Source organism: Mesorhizobium sp. G2-6-1 (genome assembly GCF_055809095.1).
In genome coordinates this window covers 1,033,143-1,048,896 of record NZ_CM147896.1, presented here as the reverse complement: position 1 = coordinate 1,048,896, position 15,754 = coordinate 1,033,143, and the positions used below count along the sequence as shown (strand labels likewise).

Annotated in this window: 13 protein-coding genes and 1 pseudogene; 10 read left to right on the top strand and 4 right to left on the bottom strand. The window is 57.9% G+C overall.

Annotated elements, in window-relative coordinates; translation table 11 throughout:
• Window positions 1-283 precede the first annotated feature (283 nt).
• Window positions 284-1,189, bottom strand: coding sequence for a LysR family transcriptional regulator (locus tag AC0L7S_RS04960; RefSeq protein ID WP_473473343.1), 906 nt, complete (start codon window positions 1,187-1,189; stop codon window positions 284-286).
• A gap of 91 nt (window positions 1,190-1,280) precedes the next feature.
• On the opposite strand from AC0L7S_RS04960, the gene AC0L7S_RS04955 reads away from it, so the two are divergent.
• The 8 genes from AC0L7S_RS04955 to AC0L7S_RS04920 all read left to right on the top strand — a co-directional run bounded on the left by AC0L7S_RS04955 (window position 1,281) and on the right by AC0L7S_RS04920 (window position 10,585).
• A complete protein-coding gene (locus tag AC0L7S_RS04955; RefSeq protein WP_473473342.1) occupies window positions 1,281-2,657 on the top strand; it encodes an extracellular solute-binding protein in 1,377 nt (458 codons plus the stop codon).
• A gap of 98 nt (window positions 2,658-2,755) precedes the next feature.
• Window positions 2,756-3,634: a carbohydrate ABC transporter permease gene (locus AC0L7S_RS04950; protein WP_473473341.1), complete on the top strand. Its 879-nt coding sequence runs from the start codon at window positions 2,756-2,758 to the stop codon at window positions 3,632-3,634.
• 35 nt (window positions 3,635-3,669) lie between these two features.
• Window positions 3,670-4,479 carry a carbohydrate ABC transporter permease gene (locus tag AC0L7S_RS04945; RefSeq protein ID WP_473473340.1) on the top strand — a complete coding sequence of 270 codons (810 nt, stop codon included), beginning with the start codon at window positions 3,670-3,672 and terminating at the stop codon, window positions 4,477-4,479.
• Window positions 4,476-5,549 (top strand): DUF4432 family protein, encoded by a 1,074-nt coding sequence (locus AC0L7S_RS04940; protein WP_473473339.1) that lies wholly within the window; start codon window positions 4,476-4,478, stop codon window positions 5,547-5,549. The genes AC0L7S_RS04945 and AC0L7S_RS04940 overlap by 4 nt, the downstream gene beginning before the upstream one ends.
• Before the next feature lie 7 nt (window positions 5,550-5,556).
• Window positions 5,557-7,083 carry a sulfatase-like hydrolase/transferase gene (locus AC0L7S_RS04935; protein WP_473473338.1) on the top strand — a complete coding sequence of 509 codons (1,527 nt, stop codon included), beginning with the start codon at window positions 5,557-5,559 and terminating at the stop codon, window positions 7,081-7,083.
• Window position 7,084: 1 nt separating this feature from the next.
• A complete protein-coding gene (locus AC0L7S_RS04930; RefSeq protein ID WP_473473337.1) occupies window positions 7,085-8,134 on the top strand; it encodes an ABC transporter ATP-binding protein in 1,050 nt (349 codons plus the stop codon).
• Window positions 8,135-8,393: 259 nt separating this feature from the next.
• On the top strand, window positions 8,394-9,755 hold the full coding sequence (locus AC0L7S_RS04925; protein WP_473473336.1) for a WD40/YVTN/BNR-like repeat-containing protein: 1,362 nt from the start codon (window positions 8,394-8,396) through the stop codon (window positions 9,753-9,755).
• A gap of 491 nt (window positions 9,756-10,246) precedes the next feature.
• Window positions 10,247-10,585, top strand: a complete 339-nt coding sequence (locus AC0L7S_RS04920) for a hypothetical protein (protein WP_473473335.1) — start codon at window positions 10,247-10,249, stop codon at window positions 10,583-10,585.
• Between the two features lie 84 nt (window positions 10,586-10,669).
• On the opposite strand, the gene AC0L7S_RS04915 is transcribed toward AC0L7S_RS04920, so the two are convergent.
• From AC0L7S_RS04915 to AC0L7S_RS04905, 3 genes are all read right to left on the bottom strand, one after another.
• Window positions 10,670-11,278, bottom strand: coding sequence for a LysE family translocator (locus tag AC0L7S_RS04915; RefSeq protein WP_473473334.1), 609 nt, complete (start codon window positions 11,276-11,278; stop codon window positions 10,670-10,672).
• 324 nt (window positions 11,279-11,602) lie between these two features.
• Window positions 11,603-12,669 (bottom strand): IS630 family transposase gene (locus AC0L7S_RS04910; protein ID WP_473473333.1). Its coding sequence is split into 2 segments (ribosomal slippage): window positions 11,603-11,679 and window positions 11,679-12,669, totalling 1,068 coding nucleotides; the frame shifts between segments, so codons are not numbered across the junction.
• 153 nt (window positions 12,670-12,822) lie between these two features.
• The gene (locus AC0L7S_RS04905; RefSeq protein ID WP_473473332.1) at window positions 12,823-13,728 is read right to left on the bottom strand and encodes a branched-chain amino acid ABC transporter permease; all 906 of its coding nucleotides are present in this window, start codon (window positions 13,726-13,728) and stop codon (window positions 12,823-12,825) included.
• A gap of 105 nt (window positions 13,729-13,833) precedes the next feature.
• Here AC0L7S_RS04905 and AC0L7S_RS04900 point away from each other — a divergent pair.
• Window positions 13,834-14,441, top strand: a pseudogene (locus AC0L7S_RS04900) (CGNR zinc finger domain-containing protein).
• On the top strand, window positions 14,434-14,964 hold the full coding sequence (locus AC0L7S_RS04895) for a hypothetical protein (protein WP_473473331.1): 531 nt from the start codon (window positions 14,434-14,436) through the stop codon (window positions 14,962-14,964). The pseudogene AC0L7S_RS04900 and the gene AC0L7S_RS04895 overlap by 8 nt, the downstream one beginning before the upstream one ends.
• The last annotated feature ends 790 nt before the right edge of the window (window positions 14,965-15,754 follow it).

The following is a 15,754-nucleotide window of genomic DNA, read 5'->3' as shown; positions in this document are numbered from 1 at the left end:
CCGCCAAACCTCCTCATCGGAACGCGCTTGATAAAGACATTTTGCATTTCTTAGTTGCATGGCGCTCACCAAATGGAAACCCAACGTTGGGGGCAACCAGCAATTATGATCCCAATCGTCACGAGATTATTCAAGGGGTCAACTGGTTGCCCCGACCGGAAATCGGAACAAAGGGCCAGATGTTGGTACGGTTCAGGAAGCCAAATGCATTAACCCGGCTTACCAACAGACATGGTACCATGTTCACTTTCCCGAAATCGATGTCCACTTTTGGAAGGCATGTTCAGATGCGGTTCGGAAGCGCCCGAAGCTTGGTCGCTAGTGAGTCCGAGAAACGAATGCCCAGCGTCGTACTGAAATTCCCGGTGCGCCGGACGATCCCTACTTCGCGCTTGAAGTCGAAGCCCCGCAGGCGAAACTGTTTAAAAGCTTGGTAGCCAGGCATGCGTAGCGTGAGTTCGGGCGTGATGCTAACGTAGCGAGTGTCGGCAAGGAACTGGCGCATCAGGTGGTCGGCATTTGTCGTAACCTTGACCTTTGGCCTGCTCTTCAATGTCGAGACGAAATAAGCGTTTAGAGCTGCTCGACCGGGCTCTTCGAGGTCAGGGACGATCCATTCGCTGTCGTGGCATTGGTCGGGTTCTATGTCACGGTCGGCGAAGGGGTGTTGTGGCGAACAAATGCCCACGAGACTGTCGGCGAATAGAAACCTGACATCGAACAGGCTGTCCTTCATCTCGTTGTTGGCCATGCCGATGTAGAACTCGATCCTATTCGCCAGGAGTGCCTGTCGAAGGTTGTGCCCATGATCGGTGATGACTTTGAACTGCACGTTCGGGAAGTCGTCGTCGAGTTCACGGATGGTCTCGCTGACGATTTGCACAAACGAAGCGCCAACCCCGACTGCCACCGTGCCGGAAGAGCCAGAGGCTACCGCCGCCATCTCGGTCTCGCTTTCGGCAAGATCATGTAGCAATCGTCGGGCATGCGGCTCCAACGTCAGGGCGAGGGCTGTCGGACGCACGCCACGCGGTAAGCGGCGGAACAAAGCTGCCCTGTAATAGGTCTCAAGCGCCCCGATGCTCTTGCTCAAGGCGGGCTGACTGATGTTCAACTTGCGGGAGGCCTCGAGCAGGCTGGCGCTTTCCAGAACGGCGATGAAGTGCCCGTACTGCCGAAGATTGATCATGAGATTGCCATCCGGTTTGGCCTGCTTTGATATAACAAAAGGTTTCATAAATCTACAGAAAAGAAGCTTGTAGATTTAGCTCGCCGCGCACATGATGAGTATGGTCTCAAGGGAGGAAACCATGAGCTTCATTTCAAAACATATGCGTACGCTGCCGCTTGCCGTTGCAGCTTCTTTGCTCGTTTTTTCAGCATCTGGGAGTCGAGCCGAGACGCTTGAACCCATAGACATCGTTATCAACCAGTCGCCTTGGTTGGACGGGTTTTCCAAGCTCGTGGATCGCTACGAACAGGAGACTGGCAACACGGTGTCGCTTGACGTCAATCCATACGCTGGAAGTTTGGAAAAGCAGCGCAATGCGGTTCGCGCCAGTCAGAGCGAGTATGACATCCTGATCGTCAACGGGATTTTCTACCCCGAAATGTATCAGGGCGGCTTTCTTGAGCCTTTGGAAAATATCGATTCCAGCTTCAAACTGGACCCGCAGATATACACGTTTGACGACACGCTCTGGTACGATAGCAAGACCAAGACCGTGAACCGGGAAACTGGAGATCTGCTTGCTGTACCGGTCAATCCCAATATCACGATGATGTTCTATCGTGCCGATCTTTACGAGAAGTACGGATTGAAAATCCCTGAGACCTGGGACGAGTTGCTTGCAAATGCCAAGGTGATCCAGGAAGGTGAGGGTATCGTCGGTATGATGCAGCGCGCGGCGCGCGCGGCGATTTCGATCAGCTGGGACTACTGGCCTTACTTGAACAGCTATGGCGGATCTCTGTTTCGGGATGAGAGCGGGGGCGATTTTTTCGTCACCCTGAACAGCCCCGAGGCGTTGGAGGGGCTAAAGATGTACCTGAAGATCGCCAAGGAAGTTGGTCCTCCCAACCCCGCTGCGATGGATCAGGCGGCTCTGATCCAATATATGGTCACCGGCCAGACGGCGCACGCGGTGCTGCCGGTGGCGGCTCAGTCGCAGATGGATGACCCGAACAAATCCGCAGTAGTGGGCAAAGTGGGCTACATGAACCTGCCACATGCGCCAGGGCAAAAAAGTGCGCCCGCCCTTGGCCATTGGCTCGGCTGCATTCCGAAGAACATTCCAGACGCGAACAAGAAAGCCGCCTTGGCCTTCCTCGACTGGTTCCAAAAGCCTGAGACGCAAATCGCCTATGCTGAAATGGGTGGTTCGCCAGTCAGTGCCGCCGCATACGAGGGTGAGTTCGCTCAAAAACCCGAGAACCGCTACATGATCACGATGCGCGACGCGCTTCCGATGGCACGGCGGATGTGGACCATCCCCGAAGGGGCCGAGATCGTGGCCGTGACCGAGGTGGGCCTGAATCGGGCGGTGGCCGGTGAGATTGGACCGGCAGAGGCGCTGAATTCGATGGCTGCAGAGATCGAGAAGATCATGCAGGATGCCGGATACAAAACCGGACGTCTTCCTGACCTGAACAAATAGAGTTTGCTTAGCGCCCACTCTTGGTGAGGGCCGCCACTGGTGGTGGCCCCATTGTAACCGGTCTGCGCACTGCGTGGCCCCAAATCCTGGACATGTCCATGGCAACGGTAAAAGCCAGTCGCACAGTGAAGCTTTTGACCGTGCTTCCGGCACTGTCATTTCTTGTATTGCTGTCGGCATTGCCGCTGGCCAATCTTGTGGCGCTGAGTTTTGCCAAGGTGACATGGGCCGAAGGTAGCGCGACTTGGGACTGGGTAGGGTTCGCCAACTACCGCGCCTTGGCCGGGGACGCACTTTTCGTGGCGGGGATACTGAACACGCTTATCCTCGTTGTCAGCGCCACCACGATCCAGGTCGGAATCGGTCTGGGGCTTGCGTTGATCTGCTCGCGGCTGGGACACCGCGCAAAGGCCTACCGTACCCTGTTTCTGCTACCGATCCTGATCCCCGGCATCATCATCGGGGCTATCTGGAAGCTGATGTACAATGTCCAGTTCGGCGTCATCAATCAGGTGCTCGGCCTTGTCGGCATCAGTCCAATCGACTGGCTTGGCTCCTCGTCGTTGGCGTTGGCCTCGGTCATCGCGGTCGATGTCTGGCACTGGACGCCATTTTCCTTCCTGCTGCTGCTGGCCGCCGTCGAGGCGCTGCCGCGAGATGTGTTCGAAGCGGCGCAGATCGACGGAGCGGGGGCGTGGCGTACCTTCAGGCGCATAACCTTGCCGCTTCTGTGGCCGGCAATCTTCACCACCTTCGTCTTTCGTGCAATCATTGCCTTCAAGGTGTTCGATGAAGTCTACCTGCTAACCGGCGGTGGCCCCGGCACCTCCACGCAGGTGATCAGTTTTACCATCTATCAGCGGTTCTTCGTCCAAGACAGCGCCGGCTACGGCGCCGCGATGTCCGTCTTTGTCATGTTCATCGTCGCGGTCGTGATCGGTGTCGCGACGACACGTCAGAAGGCTCGCAATCAATGAGCATCGCTTCCCGCAGATTTCCCGCACGCCGTACAGTGGACATCGTTCTGCATTGTGCGCTGGCACTTGCTGCCGTGCTGACCCTTGGCCCATTCCTGTGGATCGCACTGGCATCGCTGAAGACGCAAATCGCACTCCTGATGGGTAGTGTGGCGTTCAAGCCTGTGTCGATGAACTATGTCGAAGTGCTATTTGGCAGCAGCTCGACCTTCACCGTCAACTTCCTCAATTCGGTCATCGTTGCTACCTCCAGTACCGCGATCGCGCTGACTGTCGGGTTCCTTGCCGGGTATTCATTGCTGCGGATGAGATGGCCGCGCGTGGTGGTCAACATGTTCCTGTTATGGACGGTTGTATTCAACCTCGTTCCGCCGGTGACGCTGGCTGGCGCATGGTACGAAGTATTCCGCGCCGTTGGTATGAACAATTCCCTGACGGCGCTTATCCTGGCACACACCACGCTGCACCTGCCTATGGCGTTGTGGTTGTTGTCGTCTTTCCTGCGCGAAATCCCGCGGGAACTGGAAGAGGCTGCGGTCGTGGATGGCGCTGGTTTCGGTCGGCTGATGCGCCGCGTAGTGGTGCCGATCATGATGCCGGGACTGGTATCGACCGGCATCCTGATCTTCATCTTCAGCTGGAACGAATTCCCGGTGGCACTGGCCCTGACCAACAACCAGTCGGCGACGGTGCCGGTGGGCATCGCCAAGTTCGCGCAGGAGAACGAGATCAAGTATACCCAGATGGCGGCGGCCTCGGTTCTGTCAGCCATCCCAGCGCTCCTGGTGCTCATCTTTTGTCAGCGGTTCATCGTAAAAGGGTTGACCGCGGGGGCGGTGAAATGATCATCGGACGCTCTTATCAGAACCCCCTCGACATGAAGTTGCTGCGCCGTCATCATGCTAGCCTCGACGCCTATGCCGGGACCCGGCTGGTGAGGCTAGAAGACGGCGCTGGTCGAGGCCTGAGGGTGATCGAGATGCGCTCGGGAGCTGGGCTCGAGGCCGAGATCGTCGTAGACCGGTCTTTCGACATCGGTCGTCTGGCACTGGGCGGAGAGACTGTTTCCTGGCATGCGCCGGGCGGGTACCGGCACCCAAGCCTGGTCGACCCGCACGGTGACGGCGGGCAGGGCTATCTGCGCGGACTATCGGGATTTCTATCGACCTGCGGGTTCGACCATATCCGCCAACCCGAATCCGAGGCTGCGCACGACCTGCCGCTGCACCCCACTGCAGAGATCGCATATCCGCTGCACGGGATGGGCGCGCATCAACCCGCGACCCTGATCGGCCACGGCCTGTGCGAAACCGCAGATACTCCGTATTTGTGGTGCGAGGGCGAGGTGATCCAGTCGATGACGTTCCGCGGCGCGCTGCGCATGAGACGACGCATCGAGATGCCGCTCGGCGGTTTCGGTTTTCGCATCCGCGACAGGATCGAAAACATTGGCCCGCATCCTGCCCCCAACATGATGCTGTATCATTTCAACCTTGGCTATCCACTTGTCGATGCGGAAAGCTGGTTGGATTTCGGTCCTGCCGAACATGTCTGGCAGAGCATGGATCACGCGCCCGACGAACCCATCGGGCCGCCAAGTGAGACCTATGTCTCGGAGATCTCCCTGCATCGCTTGACATCGCCTGGTTTGGCGACGTGTCGGTTGATCAACCCGGCTCGTGGGTTGGAACTGAGTATTGCATTTGATGTGGCCGCCCTGCCGTGCTTGCAATTACTCCGATTACGCGGGGCCGGGTACTACATGACAGGGATCGAGCCATGCACGACCGTCCACCGAAGTCGGCAGGCTGCCCGCGAAGCCGGCGAGCTGCCCGTACTCGCACCTGGAGAGACGCGTGACTTCGCGCTCGATATCTCGCTTGCCAAGAGAACCATTGCCCCTGAGAAAGAATAAACCCATCATGCGCGCGATTTTTGTTCTTTTCGATACGTTGAACCGGCATTGTCTCGAGCCTTATGGCGGAACCGGGGTGAGAACACCGAACTTCAACAGATTGGCCGCTCGCTCGGTCCGGTTCGATCGGCATTACGTCGGTTCGCTGCCCTGCATGCCGGCGCGGCGAGACCTCCAGACCGGGCGTCTGAATTTCCTGCATCGCAGTTGGGGACCGCTGGAGCCGTTTGACGTGCCTATGCCGAAAATCCTTAAAACGGCCGGTGTCTACAGCCACATCGTAACGGACCATTATCACTATCTGGAAACCGGCGGCGCCGGATATCTGAACACTTTTGGCAGCTTCGAAGTAGTGCGCGGCCATGAGGGTGATCGGTGGAAGGCCGATGTAGCGCCGCCACTGGAGAAGTGGCGCAGGACTTATCACAAAGCGCAATACAGCGAGACACCCGGCAATCTGCGATATCACAACATGGTCAACCGAGGCGAGATCGCGAAAGAAGGCGATTTCCCCTCCGTGCAGTGCTTTGACCTCGGCTGCGAATTTCTTGACCGCAACCACGCCGCCGACAACTGGTTCCTGCAGATCGAGACTTTCGATCCGCATGAGCCTTTTCATGCGCCCGAACGGTTGCGGAAAAATTTCCCGACAGGCTGGGAAGGTCCCGTCCGTGACTGGCCACCTTACGCGAAGGTCAGCGAAGCAGCGGACGAGGCCGATGAGCTGCGCGCAAATTACAATGCCCTGCTGGCGCATTGCGACGAACAGCTTGGCCGGCTGCTCGACAAGATGGACGAGTTGGAGATGTGGGACGATACCATGCTGATCGTGTCGACGGACCACGGCTTTCTGACTGGCGAACATGGCTGGTGGGCGAAGAACCGGATGCCTGCCTATCAGGAGATCGCGCATATTCCTTTGTTCATCCATCACCCCGGTCACGCAGATCGCGACGGCGAGACATATGACGGTCTTTGCCAGACGCCGGACCTGATGCCAACGATCCTTGATGCCTTTGGTTGCATCGCTCCTAAGGCTGTGCGTGGCCGATCGCTGATGCCCGCCTTGGCCGATCCGGATACGCCGGGGCATGAAGCTGCGATCTTTGGGTATTTTGGCGGTGCAGTGAACGTGACTGACGGACGCTACGTATATTTCCGGTATCCGGCCAATCTGCTGGATCAGGACATCTACCAGTATACGTTGATGCCCAGTCACATGCTCTTGCCTTTTGGCCGCGAAGAGCTCAAGGCCGCTACACTGGCGACAGATTTGGCGTTTGCAGAAGGTTATCCGGTCCTGCGCGTGCCTGTCATGCCGGGCTCGCCCTGGTATCAGTCCCACGGTCCGGCGGTGATGGAACCCAGCGCCACGCTTCTTTTCGATATCGTGGAAGACCCGGGGCAACAATCGCCACTGAACGATCCGGAACTCGAGGTGCATCTGTCGAAGTTGCTCCGCGAAGAAATGCTGCGCAACGATGCACCGCCCGAAGCCTTTGGCCGTCTCTGCCTGTCCTTGCAGGAGGCCTGACATGGCACGCGTAAGAGTCAAAAACCTTCGTAAAGCCTTCGGCGATGTCGAGGTTCTTCACGGCTTCGATATCGACATTGCGGATGGCGAATTCATCGCAGTTCTCGGCGAAAGCGGCTGCGGCAAGTCCACTTTCCTGCGAATCGTCGCCGGGCTCGAGGACGCCACAGCGGGCGAGATCGAGATCGACGGCCGTGTGGTGACGCATCTGACGCCAAAGGAGCGGGATATCGCGATGGTGTTTCAGACATACGCACTCTATCCGCACATGACGGTGCGCGAGAATATCGAGTTCCCACTCGAAGTGCTCGGCTTGTCCCGCGATGAACGCAAGCAACGCTCTGACGATGCTGCAGGCCTTTTAAATCTGGTGCCGTATCTTGATCGCAAGCCACGCGATCTTTCCGGTGGCCAGCGCCAGCGCGTCTCCATGGCACGTGCCATCGTGCGCGAACCCAAGGTTTTTCTGTTCGACGAGCCGCTTTCCAATCTCGATGCCAAACTGCGCGTGCAGATGCGGGGCGAGATCAGGAGTTTGCAACAACGTCTCGGTGTGACGGCAATCTATGTCACCCACGACCAGATCGAGGCCCTCACGATGGCTGATCGGGTCATGCTTCTCAACCAAGGACGGATCGAACAATTCGCTCCGCCGCTCGAACTATATGATCGGCCTGCCAGTGTGTTTGGCGCCGCCTTTATTGGAAGCCCGCCGATGAACCTTCTGGGCACGGAAATGGTGTCCGAGGGGACAATCGCTGCTTTGGGCACTGAAATTGCCGTCCCCGCGCGCGTCACGCGCCCGGTGATCCTGGGATTTCGTCCTGAGCACGTCGAGGTTATGCACGACAGGAAAGGGCAGTTCTTCGCAACCGTTGAAAGCGTCGAGAATACCGGTGAGCGCCTGATCATTTCCGCACAGGTTGCAGGAAACCTGCTGAACGTGAGCATGTCGGATCGGCGCAACTTCAAGCCCGGCGATGTCGTCACCTTGTCTGTCGCGGATGAGCGGCTGCATTTTTTCGACCGCGAAACGGGTTTGCGCGTGTGAGGCTGTGAATTCTTGCCCAACTTGGACCCTGTTAGAAAATTGAGTTTATCATGCGACTTAGCACCATAAATTGACATTTTGTAAGAACGAAAATTGAATTGGTCGAACCCCTTGCAAGCGCCGAAAATTTAGCGGAATCAGCAGGATGATGTTCCGCAGCCATGTGTTACGGTTCGGTGCAATTTCACAGCCAGAATTTTCTCATGCCCGGTTGACAGAGACCGAGTGAAGACTTTCGGGCGCCGCAGCGCGCGCTGGCTTGCCTGCTTTCAGTGCGGGTTGTGGGCTCGGATCAAGGGGCGCTTACGCGCATGCGCCGGAGTTCCATTTTGCCGACGGTCGCGCCGCCTCACGGGCGGGGAATTTAGCCAAGGAACGCCGGGGGTTGCTATGCGAGTTCGGCGCCGGATGCTATTCTGGAGACCCGATAGCGGAGCGCAAAATCATGACGGACGGTGAACTCACGGTACTTGTCGGCACCACCAAAGGGGCGTTTCTGGTATCGGGTGGCGGTGCACGTGGCAACTGGGCGGTCTCGGGGCCGTTCTGCGACGGCTGGCCGATCAACCATGTCATAGGCGATCCCGCCAGTGGCACGCTTTGGGCAGGCGGCGGCGGCGATTGGCATGGCGCTGGCGTTTGGCGCTCGACAGATGGCGGCAAGTCTTGGGACGTCACGCGGTTGACCAAGGGGACCATGGACGACTGGGCCGCGAAGGATGCCGATTTCGCCGCGATGATCGGCTGGAAGAACGAGCCGCTGCCGTTCGACGACGAGTTCTCGCAGGTCTGGTCCCTGGGGCTGGTGGATGGCACGCTTTACGCTGGCACCAAACCGGCGAGCCTGCTGGCCAGCCGCGACGGTGGCAAGACCTTTAACCGGGTCGAAGGGTTGAGCAATCATCCCTCATCCGACAGCTGGAACCCCGGCGCCGCTGGTCTGGTGCTGCATACCATCGTGGCCGATCCGCGCGATCCGCAGAAGCTCTGGGTCGGGATCTCGGCGGCGGGGGTATTCGCAACCGAGGACGGCGGGGCGACCTGGGAACGGCGCAACCGTCTGTCGAATGCCGAGGCATGCACTGAACACAGCCACCCTGCGGCGCCGCGTGACGGCGAGATCGGGCACTGCGTCCACAACATGATGCGAGCGCCGGGGGTCGAGGATGTGCTCTATCAGCAGAACCACCACGGCGTCTGGCGCTCGGCCGACGGCGGGCGGAGCTGGGACGACATCACGGCGGGATTGCCCTCGACCTTCGGGTTTCCGATCCGGGTCCATCCGCGCGATCCAGACCGTATCTGGACAATTCCGCTGAACGGCGACAGCGTCGGGCGGTTTCCGCCGGATGCGGCGGCGGCTGTCTGGCGATCCTGTGATGGCGGGGAAGCTGGCAGGCGATGCGCGAGGGGTTGCCGCAGTCAGGCTGCTTCTTCACCGTGTTGCGCCAGGCGATGGCGGGCGATGCGCGCGACCCGGCTGGGGTCTATTTCGGCACCAACAGCGGTTCGGTTTTTGCCAGCCTCGACGAGGGCGAAACCTGGATCGAGGTCGCGCGGCACCTGCCGACCATCCTGGCGGTGGAGGTTATCGATTGCTGAGGTGCGGATCGGCCGCTGACACCGGGCATCGCATGACCGGGTCCGGCATGGCCACCGACCTGGAGACATGCATACCACCGCAGACCGACAACGCTTGTTATCGTACAGCGGTGGATGGAGCAGGGAGCGAGAGCCGGGCAAGGGGAAGATGGGCAGGCGCGACGGTTGGAGGCGGGCAGGGCTAGCGGCTTGGGCTGGCGTTGGATCACCCTCGGTGGCAAACACCGCGGCGCTCGATCAAAGGGACAATATCGTAAAGGCGCATTTGGGCGCTGTCAGACGAATGCGAACCAGTCTCTGCAAGGACAGACCGCTGTCCTTCATGCCGCGCCGAATTGGCGCCACTCCGCAAGAGCGACGGCGCGGTTCAGTTTGAAGTGGGCTCGGAAGGAGAGGCTGAGTTCCTGATTGAAGTGATTGGAGACTGAGGCGTGAACCGATGCGAACATTCTGCAATGTCCGGACCCGCCGGAAGCGCAGCATCGCTCGTTCCCCACTTCGAAACGGCTGGTGCGAATTCTCCGCGCCCTTTACCTGGGAAGCCGGAAAGATAAAATAAAATCAACGCAAAATGCGTCCCGCGCTCATAAGACCATCGCCTATACAGGCGACACGGAATGGGTTGATGCTCTCATAGATATTGGGCGCAACGCTGATTTGCTGATCGCCGAGGCGTATTCTTTCGAAAAGAAGGTGCCGCTTCATCTCGATCTGGCGACGCTTGAGGGCAAGCTCCCGCTGATCGCACCGAAACGATTGATCCCTACGCATATGAACGATGATATGCTCTCTCGCCTGAACAAACTGTCGTTCGAAACAGCCGAGGACGGCAAGATTGTCGATCTTTGATTGGCAACGAATGCTTATAGCATGATGTTCTCATTCACGAGCGCTAAAATTTAACCCAAGGCAGTCGTTCGGGATGGCATTTATCTATTTATAGAGCGCTAATTTCGCTCCGAGAAGGACGAAGGTTTCTGCGAAACAACATTTGATCCATTGCATCACGGAAGGGCGCTGGATCACATAGTCGTGCGCGGAGGCCGCGAACGCCCAGTAGCAAACGAAAATGAGAAAGGTAATCATCATAAAGGTAACCGCAAGACCAATTAGCGCTGCTGTTGCATTGGGAACGTTGGGAGAAATGAACTGAGGCAGAAATGCCAGAAAGAACAGCGACAGCTTGGGGTTGAGGACGTTTAGCAGCGCACCGGTAATTGCAATTCGTGTGAGGCCTGCTTTATCCCTATTTCCAGATACCTCCATGGCCCCATTGTACTTCAGTATTTTCCAGGACATGTAGAACAGATAAATCACGCCTAGATATTTTGTCAGTTGGAAAGCCAATGCGCTTGTATGCAACAAGGTAGCCAGTCCGAGAATGCTCGCGATGGCCTCAGGAATAATTCCGAAAGTACAGCCAAACTCTGCCGCAACGCTTGCTTTGAAGCCGCGTCCCAAGCCAATAGAAAGAGTGTGGAGGACTCCTGTTCCCGGCAGAAGCACCACGATCAGCGACGTAAACAGAAATTCAAATGACATCCGGTTCCTCTCACTAAAATCTGCTTCGTCGCAATCATTCCAATCGTCAATGACCGTTTCATCCGATTGCTATCGTCTAGGTGAGGAAGAACGCTCGCCTATAGGGCTTATGTGGAAATTCATAAACGACGAACGAATCGGTGCCTCCCAAAGGTACGAGCGCACGCAAAGCCGGATCACCGACTGGTCAAACAAGGGGCCCTTGAACATTTAATCCTCCAAATCGTCGACAGGTATCACCGTGGGATCGGAAACTAACACGTTGTCGCGTCTTCTCCTTCAGACGTGCTCGGCCATATGCGACTGAACAACTTATACCAAGGGTCATGACGTTTGACCGACATGAGCCCAACTACGCATTCCGATTGAAGTGATGGACTTCGGCTGGGCGAGGAGTTTTGCCAAGCCTCGCACGCTGCATCGATGATGTCTTCATAGGTGTCGAAGACGCGATTGGAGAGCCAGTTAGCGCGCAGATATTGCCAGATGTTTTCGACCGGGTTCAATTCCGGTGCGCGCGAGGGCAGGAAGATCGGCGTGATATTCCTGGGCACGTTGAGCTTTGCTGTGGTGTGCCATCCGGCGCGATCCATGAGCAGCACCGCATGCGCACCTCTGGCGACGTGACGGCTGATCTCATCGATGTGCAACTGCATGGCGTCGGTGTCGGCAAACGGGAGGGCAAGGGCAGCGCCCTTGCCCCGTGCCGGGCAGATGGCGCCGAATAAATAGGCGTTCTTGTAGCGCTGGTCGGCGGGCTGGCGCGGCCTGGTGCCGCGTCTTGCCCATTGCCTAACGATGCCGTTTTTCTGGCCGATGCGGGCTTCGTCTTGCCACCAGATTTCGACGGGTTTGCCTTTGGGCAAGTCGGCCAGGTGCGCCTTCAGCGTGCGCGGGAAATTTTTATAAGCCTCGATGATCTCGGCATCCTGTGCGGGATGACGTGGTCGAGCACTCATGTGGGAGAAGCCGAGTTCCTTCAAGAGCTTGCCGACATAGCGTTCGTGATAATCGACGCCGAAACGCCCCTTGATGACTTTCTGCAGGTCGATCCGACGCCAACGCACCACGCCGTCAATGGCACGGTCCGGGCCCTTCTCCACGAGAGCCGCCAGTTCCACCTTCTGCTCGGGCGACAGCCGCGATGACGGCCCCGGCGACCAGCGGTTGAGAAGTCCATCGGGCCCCGCTGTGTTGAACCGATGCACCCAGTCGCGCAGCGTCTGGCGGTCCATGCCTCCGACCCGCGCCGCATCGGATCGGCTCATCCCCTCAAGCAAAGCCGCAAGCGACAGAAGTCGCCGGCTTTGATTGGTGTTCTTCGAACTCTTCGCAAGCTGCCGAAGCTCAGCCGCAGAGTAGTCCGTTCGTATCGTTACCGCCGATCCCATCGCCAAATCTCCTTCGACAACATGGAATCATGGTTCCGCGACCCTCCAAAATCACGAAAGAGTCAGCACCCAAAACCGTTGGTATTAGTGCCGTGGATGGTGGGATATGCCTTGCACAGCGGGGTACCCACCGCGGTCAAGGGAAAAGAAGGTTCAGACGGGTTTGCGGCTGTCGCGGCCGACGCCGACCAGAACGAGCATGGTGACGAGGAGAAAATACATCCAGGCATCGCGCCATGTGGTCGGGAAGTAGCCGGCCCAAAGCGCTTCGGCTATGCCGAATACGGTAGCGCCAATGGCCGCACGCGACGGTGACAGAAAGCCTCCAACCGCCGTCACAAAAAGGATTTTGAGGCCGTAAGTCAAACCATCGCCAAAACCGATATTGCCATAGTAAAGCCCGGCCATAACGCCGGCGAGCGCCGCGCACAGACCACCACCCAGCATCGCGCCGTAAAATATGGCGCGCGGATCGACGCCGCACAGCGCCGTCGCGAAAGGGTCATCCGAAACGGCGCGCCACTTCCTGCCAAAGCCCGATTTCGCCAAACCCCATCCGGCCAGTGCCACCGTCGCGGTCACGACGGCGCAATCGACAAGCTGGATAATTGTCAGTGTGACCTTGAAGGTTTCGTCTGTCGCGAACACGACAGGCTGCGCCAACATTGGTGGAAGCCACAATTCATGCGCGTCGGCGGCAATGCGTGCGAGTTCCATGAGCACGAGCAATATACCGAGCGTTGTTGCAACGATCGTTTTGGGCGACCGCTCGGCCAACGGTTCGAAAACCCGCCGCGTCAGGATGTGGCTAATCACCGCCGCATAGGCGAAAGCGGCGGCGATGCCGAGCGCTATTGCGGCCGATAGTGTCAACCACAGCACGTCGTATCCATAGACGGCAGCAAGGATCATCGTCTGCCCGCAAAAGGCGAACACCGCGCCATAAGCCAGGTTGATGCGGCGTAAAACCCCGTTGGTCAGCGCATATCCGAAGGCGAGCAGGGCATAGAAGGCGCCAGTGTGCAGCCCGTTCAGAACCTGCTGGAGGAAATATAGCATAGGCCATCCGCCGCGAAAGGGATCGGGCTGCGAACCCAAGAGATCGCATAGGCTGCATGCTACAATCTAACTTGTCAAACGTCATTTACTAGTTAGAATGTAATAATGACAGTTTCGTGGATCCCCCATCGCTTTGTCGGCGGCTTGCTTGCTCTGGACGCTGCAAACACGGTGGTGTTGCGCGTCGATCCGCGAAAGACTTTCGATCGCTTCGAGGATCCGGCCGAGATCGCCTGTTTTGCCGAGGCGGCGAGCATCTTTCGGGCGGCCGAACTTGGTGGTCGGCGGCTGCAAGCTTCTGACCCGCAGAGAATCGCGCCGCTGGTATTGGCGATCCGTGAGGCGACCGACAGGGTTTTCGAAGCGCTGTCTTGGACGCGGCGCTTGATACCGGTGCCTTACCGGATCTCTTGACCACCTGCGCTGCCGGTCTATCTGGCGGTTCAATTCGGATCGGCTCGGCCGGAAGGCCCTTTGGCAATCCGGCCACGCCCATCGCGTTCGAAGCCGCCTTGGCTGTGTCGGCTTTGTCGCTGCTGCGGCCGGACGCGGTCGAGCGGCTGAAGATATGCCCAAATTGCGGTTGGCTGTTCATCGACAGAAGCCGCAATTCCAGTCGCCTGTGGTGCGACATGACGGTTTGCGGCAACCGGCGCAAGGCAAGCCGTCACTATCGCCGCCGGGTGGCGGCAAGGGAGGTCGACAATGCTTAGGAAGTTGATGCAACCGACTGTGCTGGCTCTGGTGTTAACGACGGCGTCCGCACTCGGAGCCTGCCGGGACACCGGCAAAGATGTCCTGTTCGAGATTTCTGGCCGACTGGTCGTATTCAATTACCGGGAAGCCATGCTCACCTATCTCGTGACGCTCAAGCCGATGAAGCCGATCGGGCGTGGACAATCGATCGTGACGACAATGGACAATCCAGCCGGCGGTGCACCCTTGGTCTTCACCCAGAAACTGTTTCCCGGTCACGCTAAGGTGACGATCGAGAGCCCACCTCTGGAATGCGTCGTCAAGGATCACCCCTATGAAGTGTCGATGCGGGTCGAAGACCAAGACGGCAACCTCCTCCAAGCTCTCGTGACGACTATGGTTTCGGCACAGGACGAGGCTATGCTACCTGACCGTAAGCTTGTCGTCGGGCCAGGTTACGATCCCAATCCCGAACTCAAGGACCACCCGAACGGCAAGCTCCCCGGCGGGCGCGGCGTCCCATGTCCGGCTGCGAGTTGAGCGCGGGCCATGGGCCCGCTTGAGGGCGATTTCGTTTGACGCGTCCGGCAAGGAAGAGGGAAAACGCGGCGTCAAATCTCGACGCTGGCCGATGTCCGTCGCCGGCAAGGTCGTCCGGTTCATCCAGCAGGAACCGAAGAATGGACGCGGCATCAGCTGGATGATGTTCCACAACCAAGGGTTCTGGGTCGGCGCAATTTCACAGAAGAACGCCCAATAGATCAGCTTAAACATGGTGAAGACGGATATGTTTTCGCTCGCCATTGAATATTCTCTGGTCAACTTGCGTGGTTTTGTCAGTTCGCCATATGAGCGAATGTAAAAATTTGATTGTTCAGTTTACAATATCCCTTGCTTGTTAAAAAGCAGATTGCTGCCCTGCGCCTTTGCCAGTATCATAGTTCTGAAATATGGAGCTGGGGGGCTCAATGCGTTCGAACCAGATTGTTAAGGCCGCTACAACGGTCTTTTTCGCATTTTCTCTTGCGTCTTGCACAACTTCACAAGCGAGCCTGAATAAAAACCCAAAAGCAGTCAGTACTTCGGCGCTATGTAGGTCACTCGCCTCCACTAATGATTCAGCGTTTCAGCAGGATCTCTTTGCTGAGCTTTCTAGTAGATCAGTTAGCGTGGCTCAGTGCGCTGACATGATAAGAAAACAGAATCAGGCTATCGCTGCTGGTGTCGCCATCGCAGCAGTGGGCGCAGCTGTTGCCGTTTGTTCAAACAACAACTGCGGCGGAGGCGGGTACAATCCGAGCTACTACCAGGGAGCTGATTGGGATGCATT

What these genes read in the sequence shown, in the direction of transcription:
- AC0L7S_RS04960 (WP_473473343.1), bottom strand. Translation starts at nt 1,189, where the DNA reads ATGATCAATCTTCGGCAGTACGGGCACTTCATCGCCGTTCTGGAAAGC.
- AC0L7S_RS04955 (WP_473473342.1), top strand. Translation starts at nt 1,281, where the DNA reads ATGATGAGTATGGTCTCAAGGGAGGAAACCATGAGCTTCATTTCAAAA.
- AC0L7S_RS04950 (WP_473473341.1), top strand. Translation starts at nt 2,756, where the DNA reads ATGGCAACGGTAAAAGCCAGTCGCACAGTGAAGCTTTTGACCGTGCTT.
- AC0L7S_RS04940 (WP_473473339.1), top strand. Translation starts at nt 4,476, where the DNA reads ATGATCATCGGACGCTCTTATCAGAACCCCCTCGACATGAAGTTGCTG.
- AC0L7S_RS04935 (WP_473473338.1), top strand. Translation starts at nt 5,557, where the DNA reads ATGCGCGCGATTTTTGTTCTTTTCGATACGTTGAACCGGCATTGTCTC.
- AC0L7S_RS04930 (WP_473473337.1), top strand. Translation starts at nt 7,085, where the DNA reads ATGGCACGCGTAAGAGTCAAAAACCTTCGTAAAGCCTTCGGCGATGTC.
- AC0L7S_RS04915 (WP_473473334.1), bottom strand. Translation starts at nt 11,278, where the DNA reads ATGTCATTTGAATTTCTGTTTACGTCGCTGATCGTGGTGCTTCTGCCG.
- AC0L7S_RS04905 (WP_473473332.1), bottom strand. Translation starts at nt 13,728, where the DNA reads ATGCTATATTTCCTCCAGCAGGTTCTGAACGGGCTGCACACTGGCGCC.
- AC0L7S_RS04895 (WP_473473331.1), top strand. Translation starts at nt 14,434, where the DNA reads ATGCTTAGGAAGTTGATGCAACCGACTGTGCTGGCTCTGGTGTTAACG.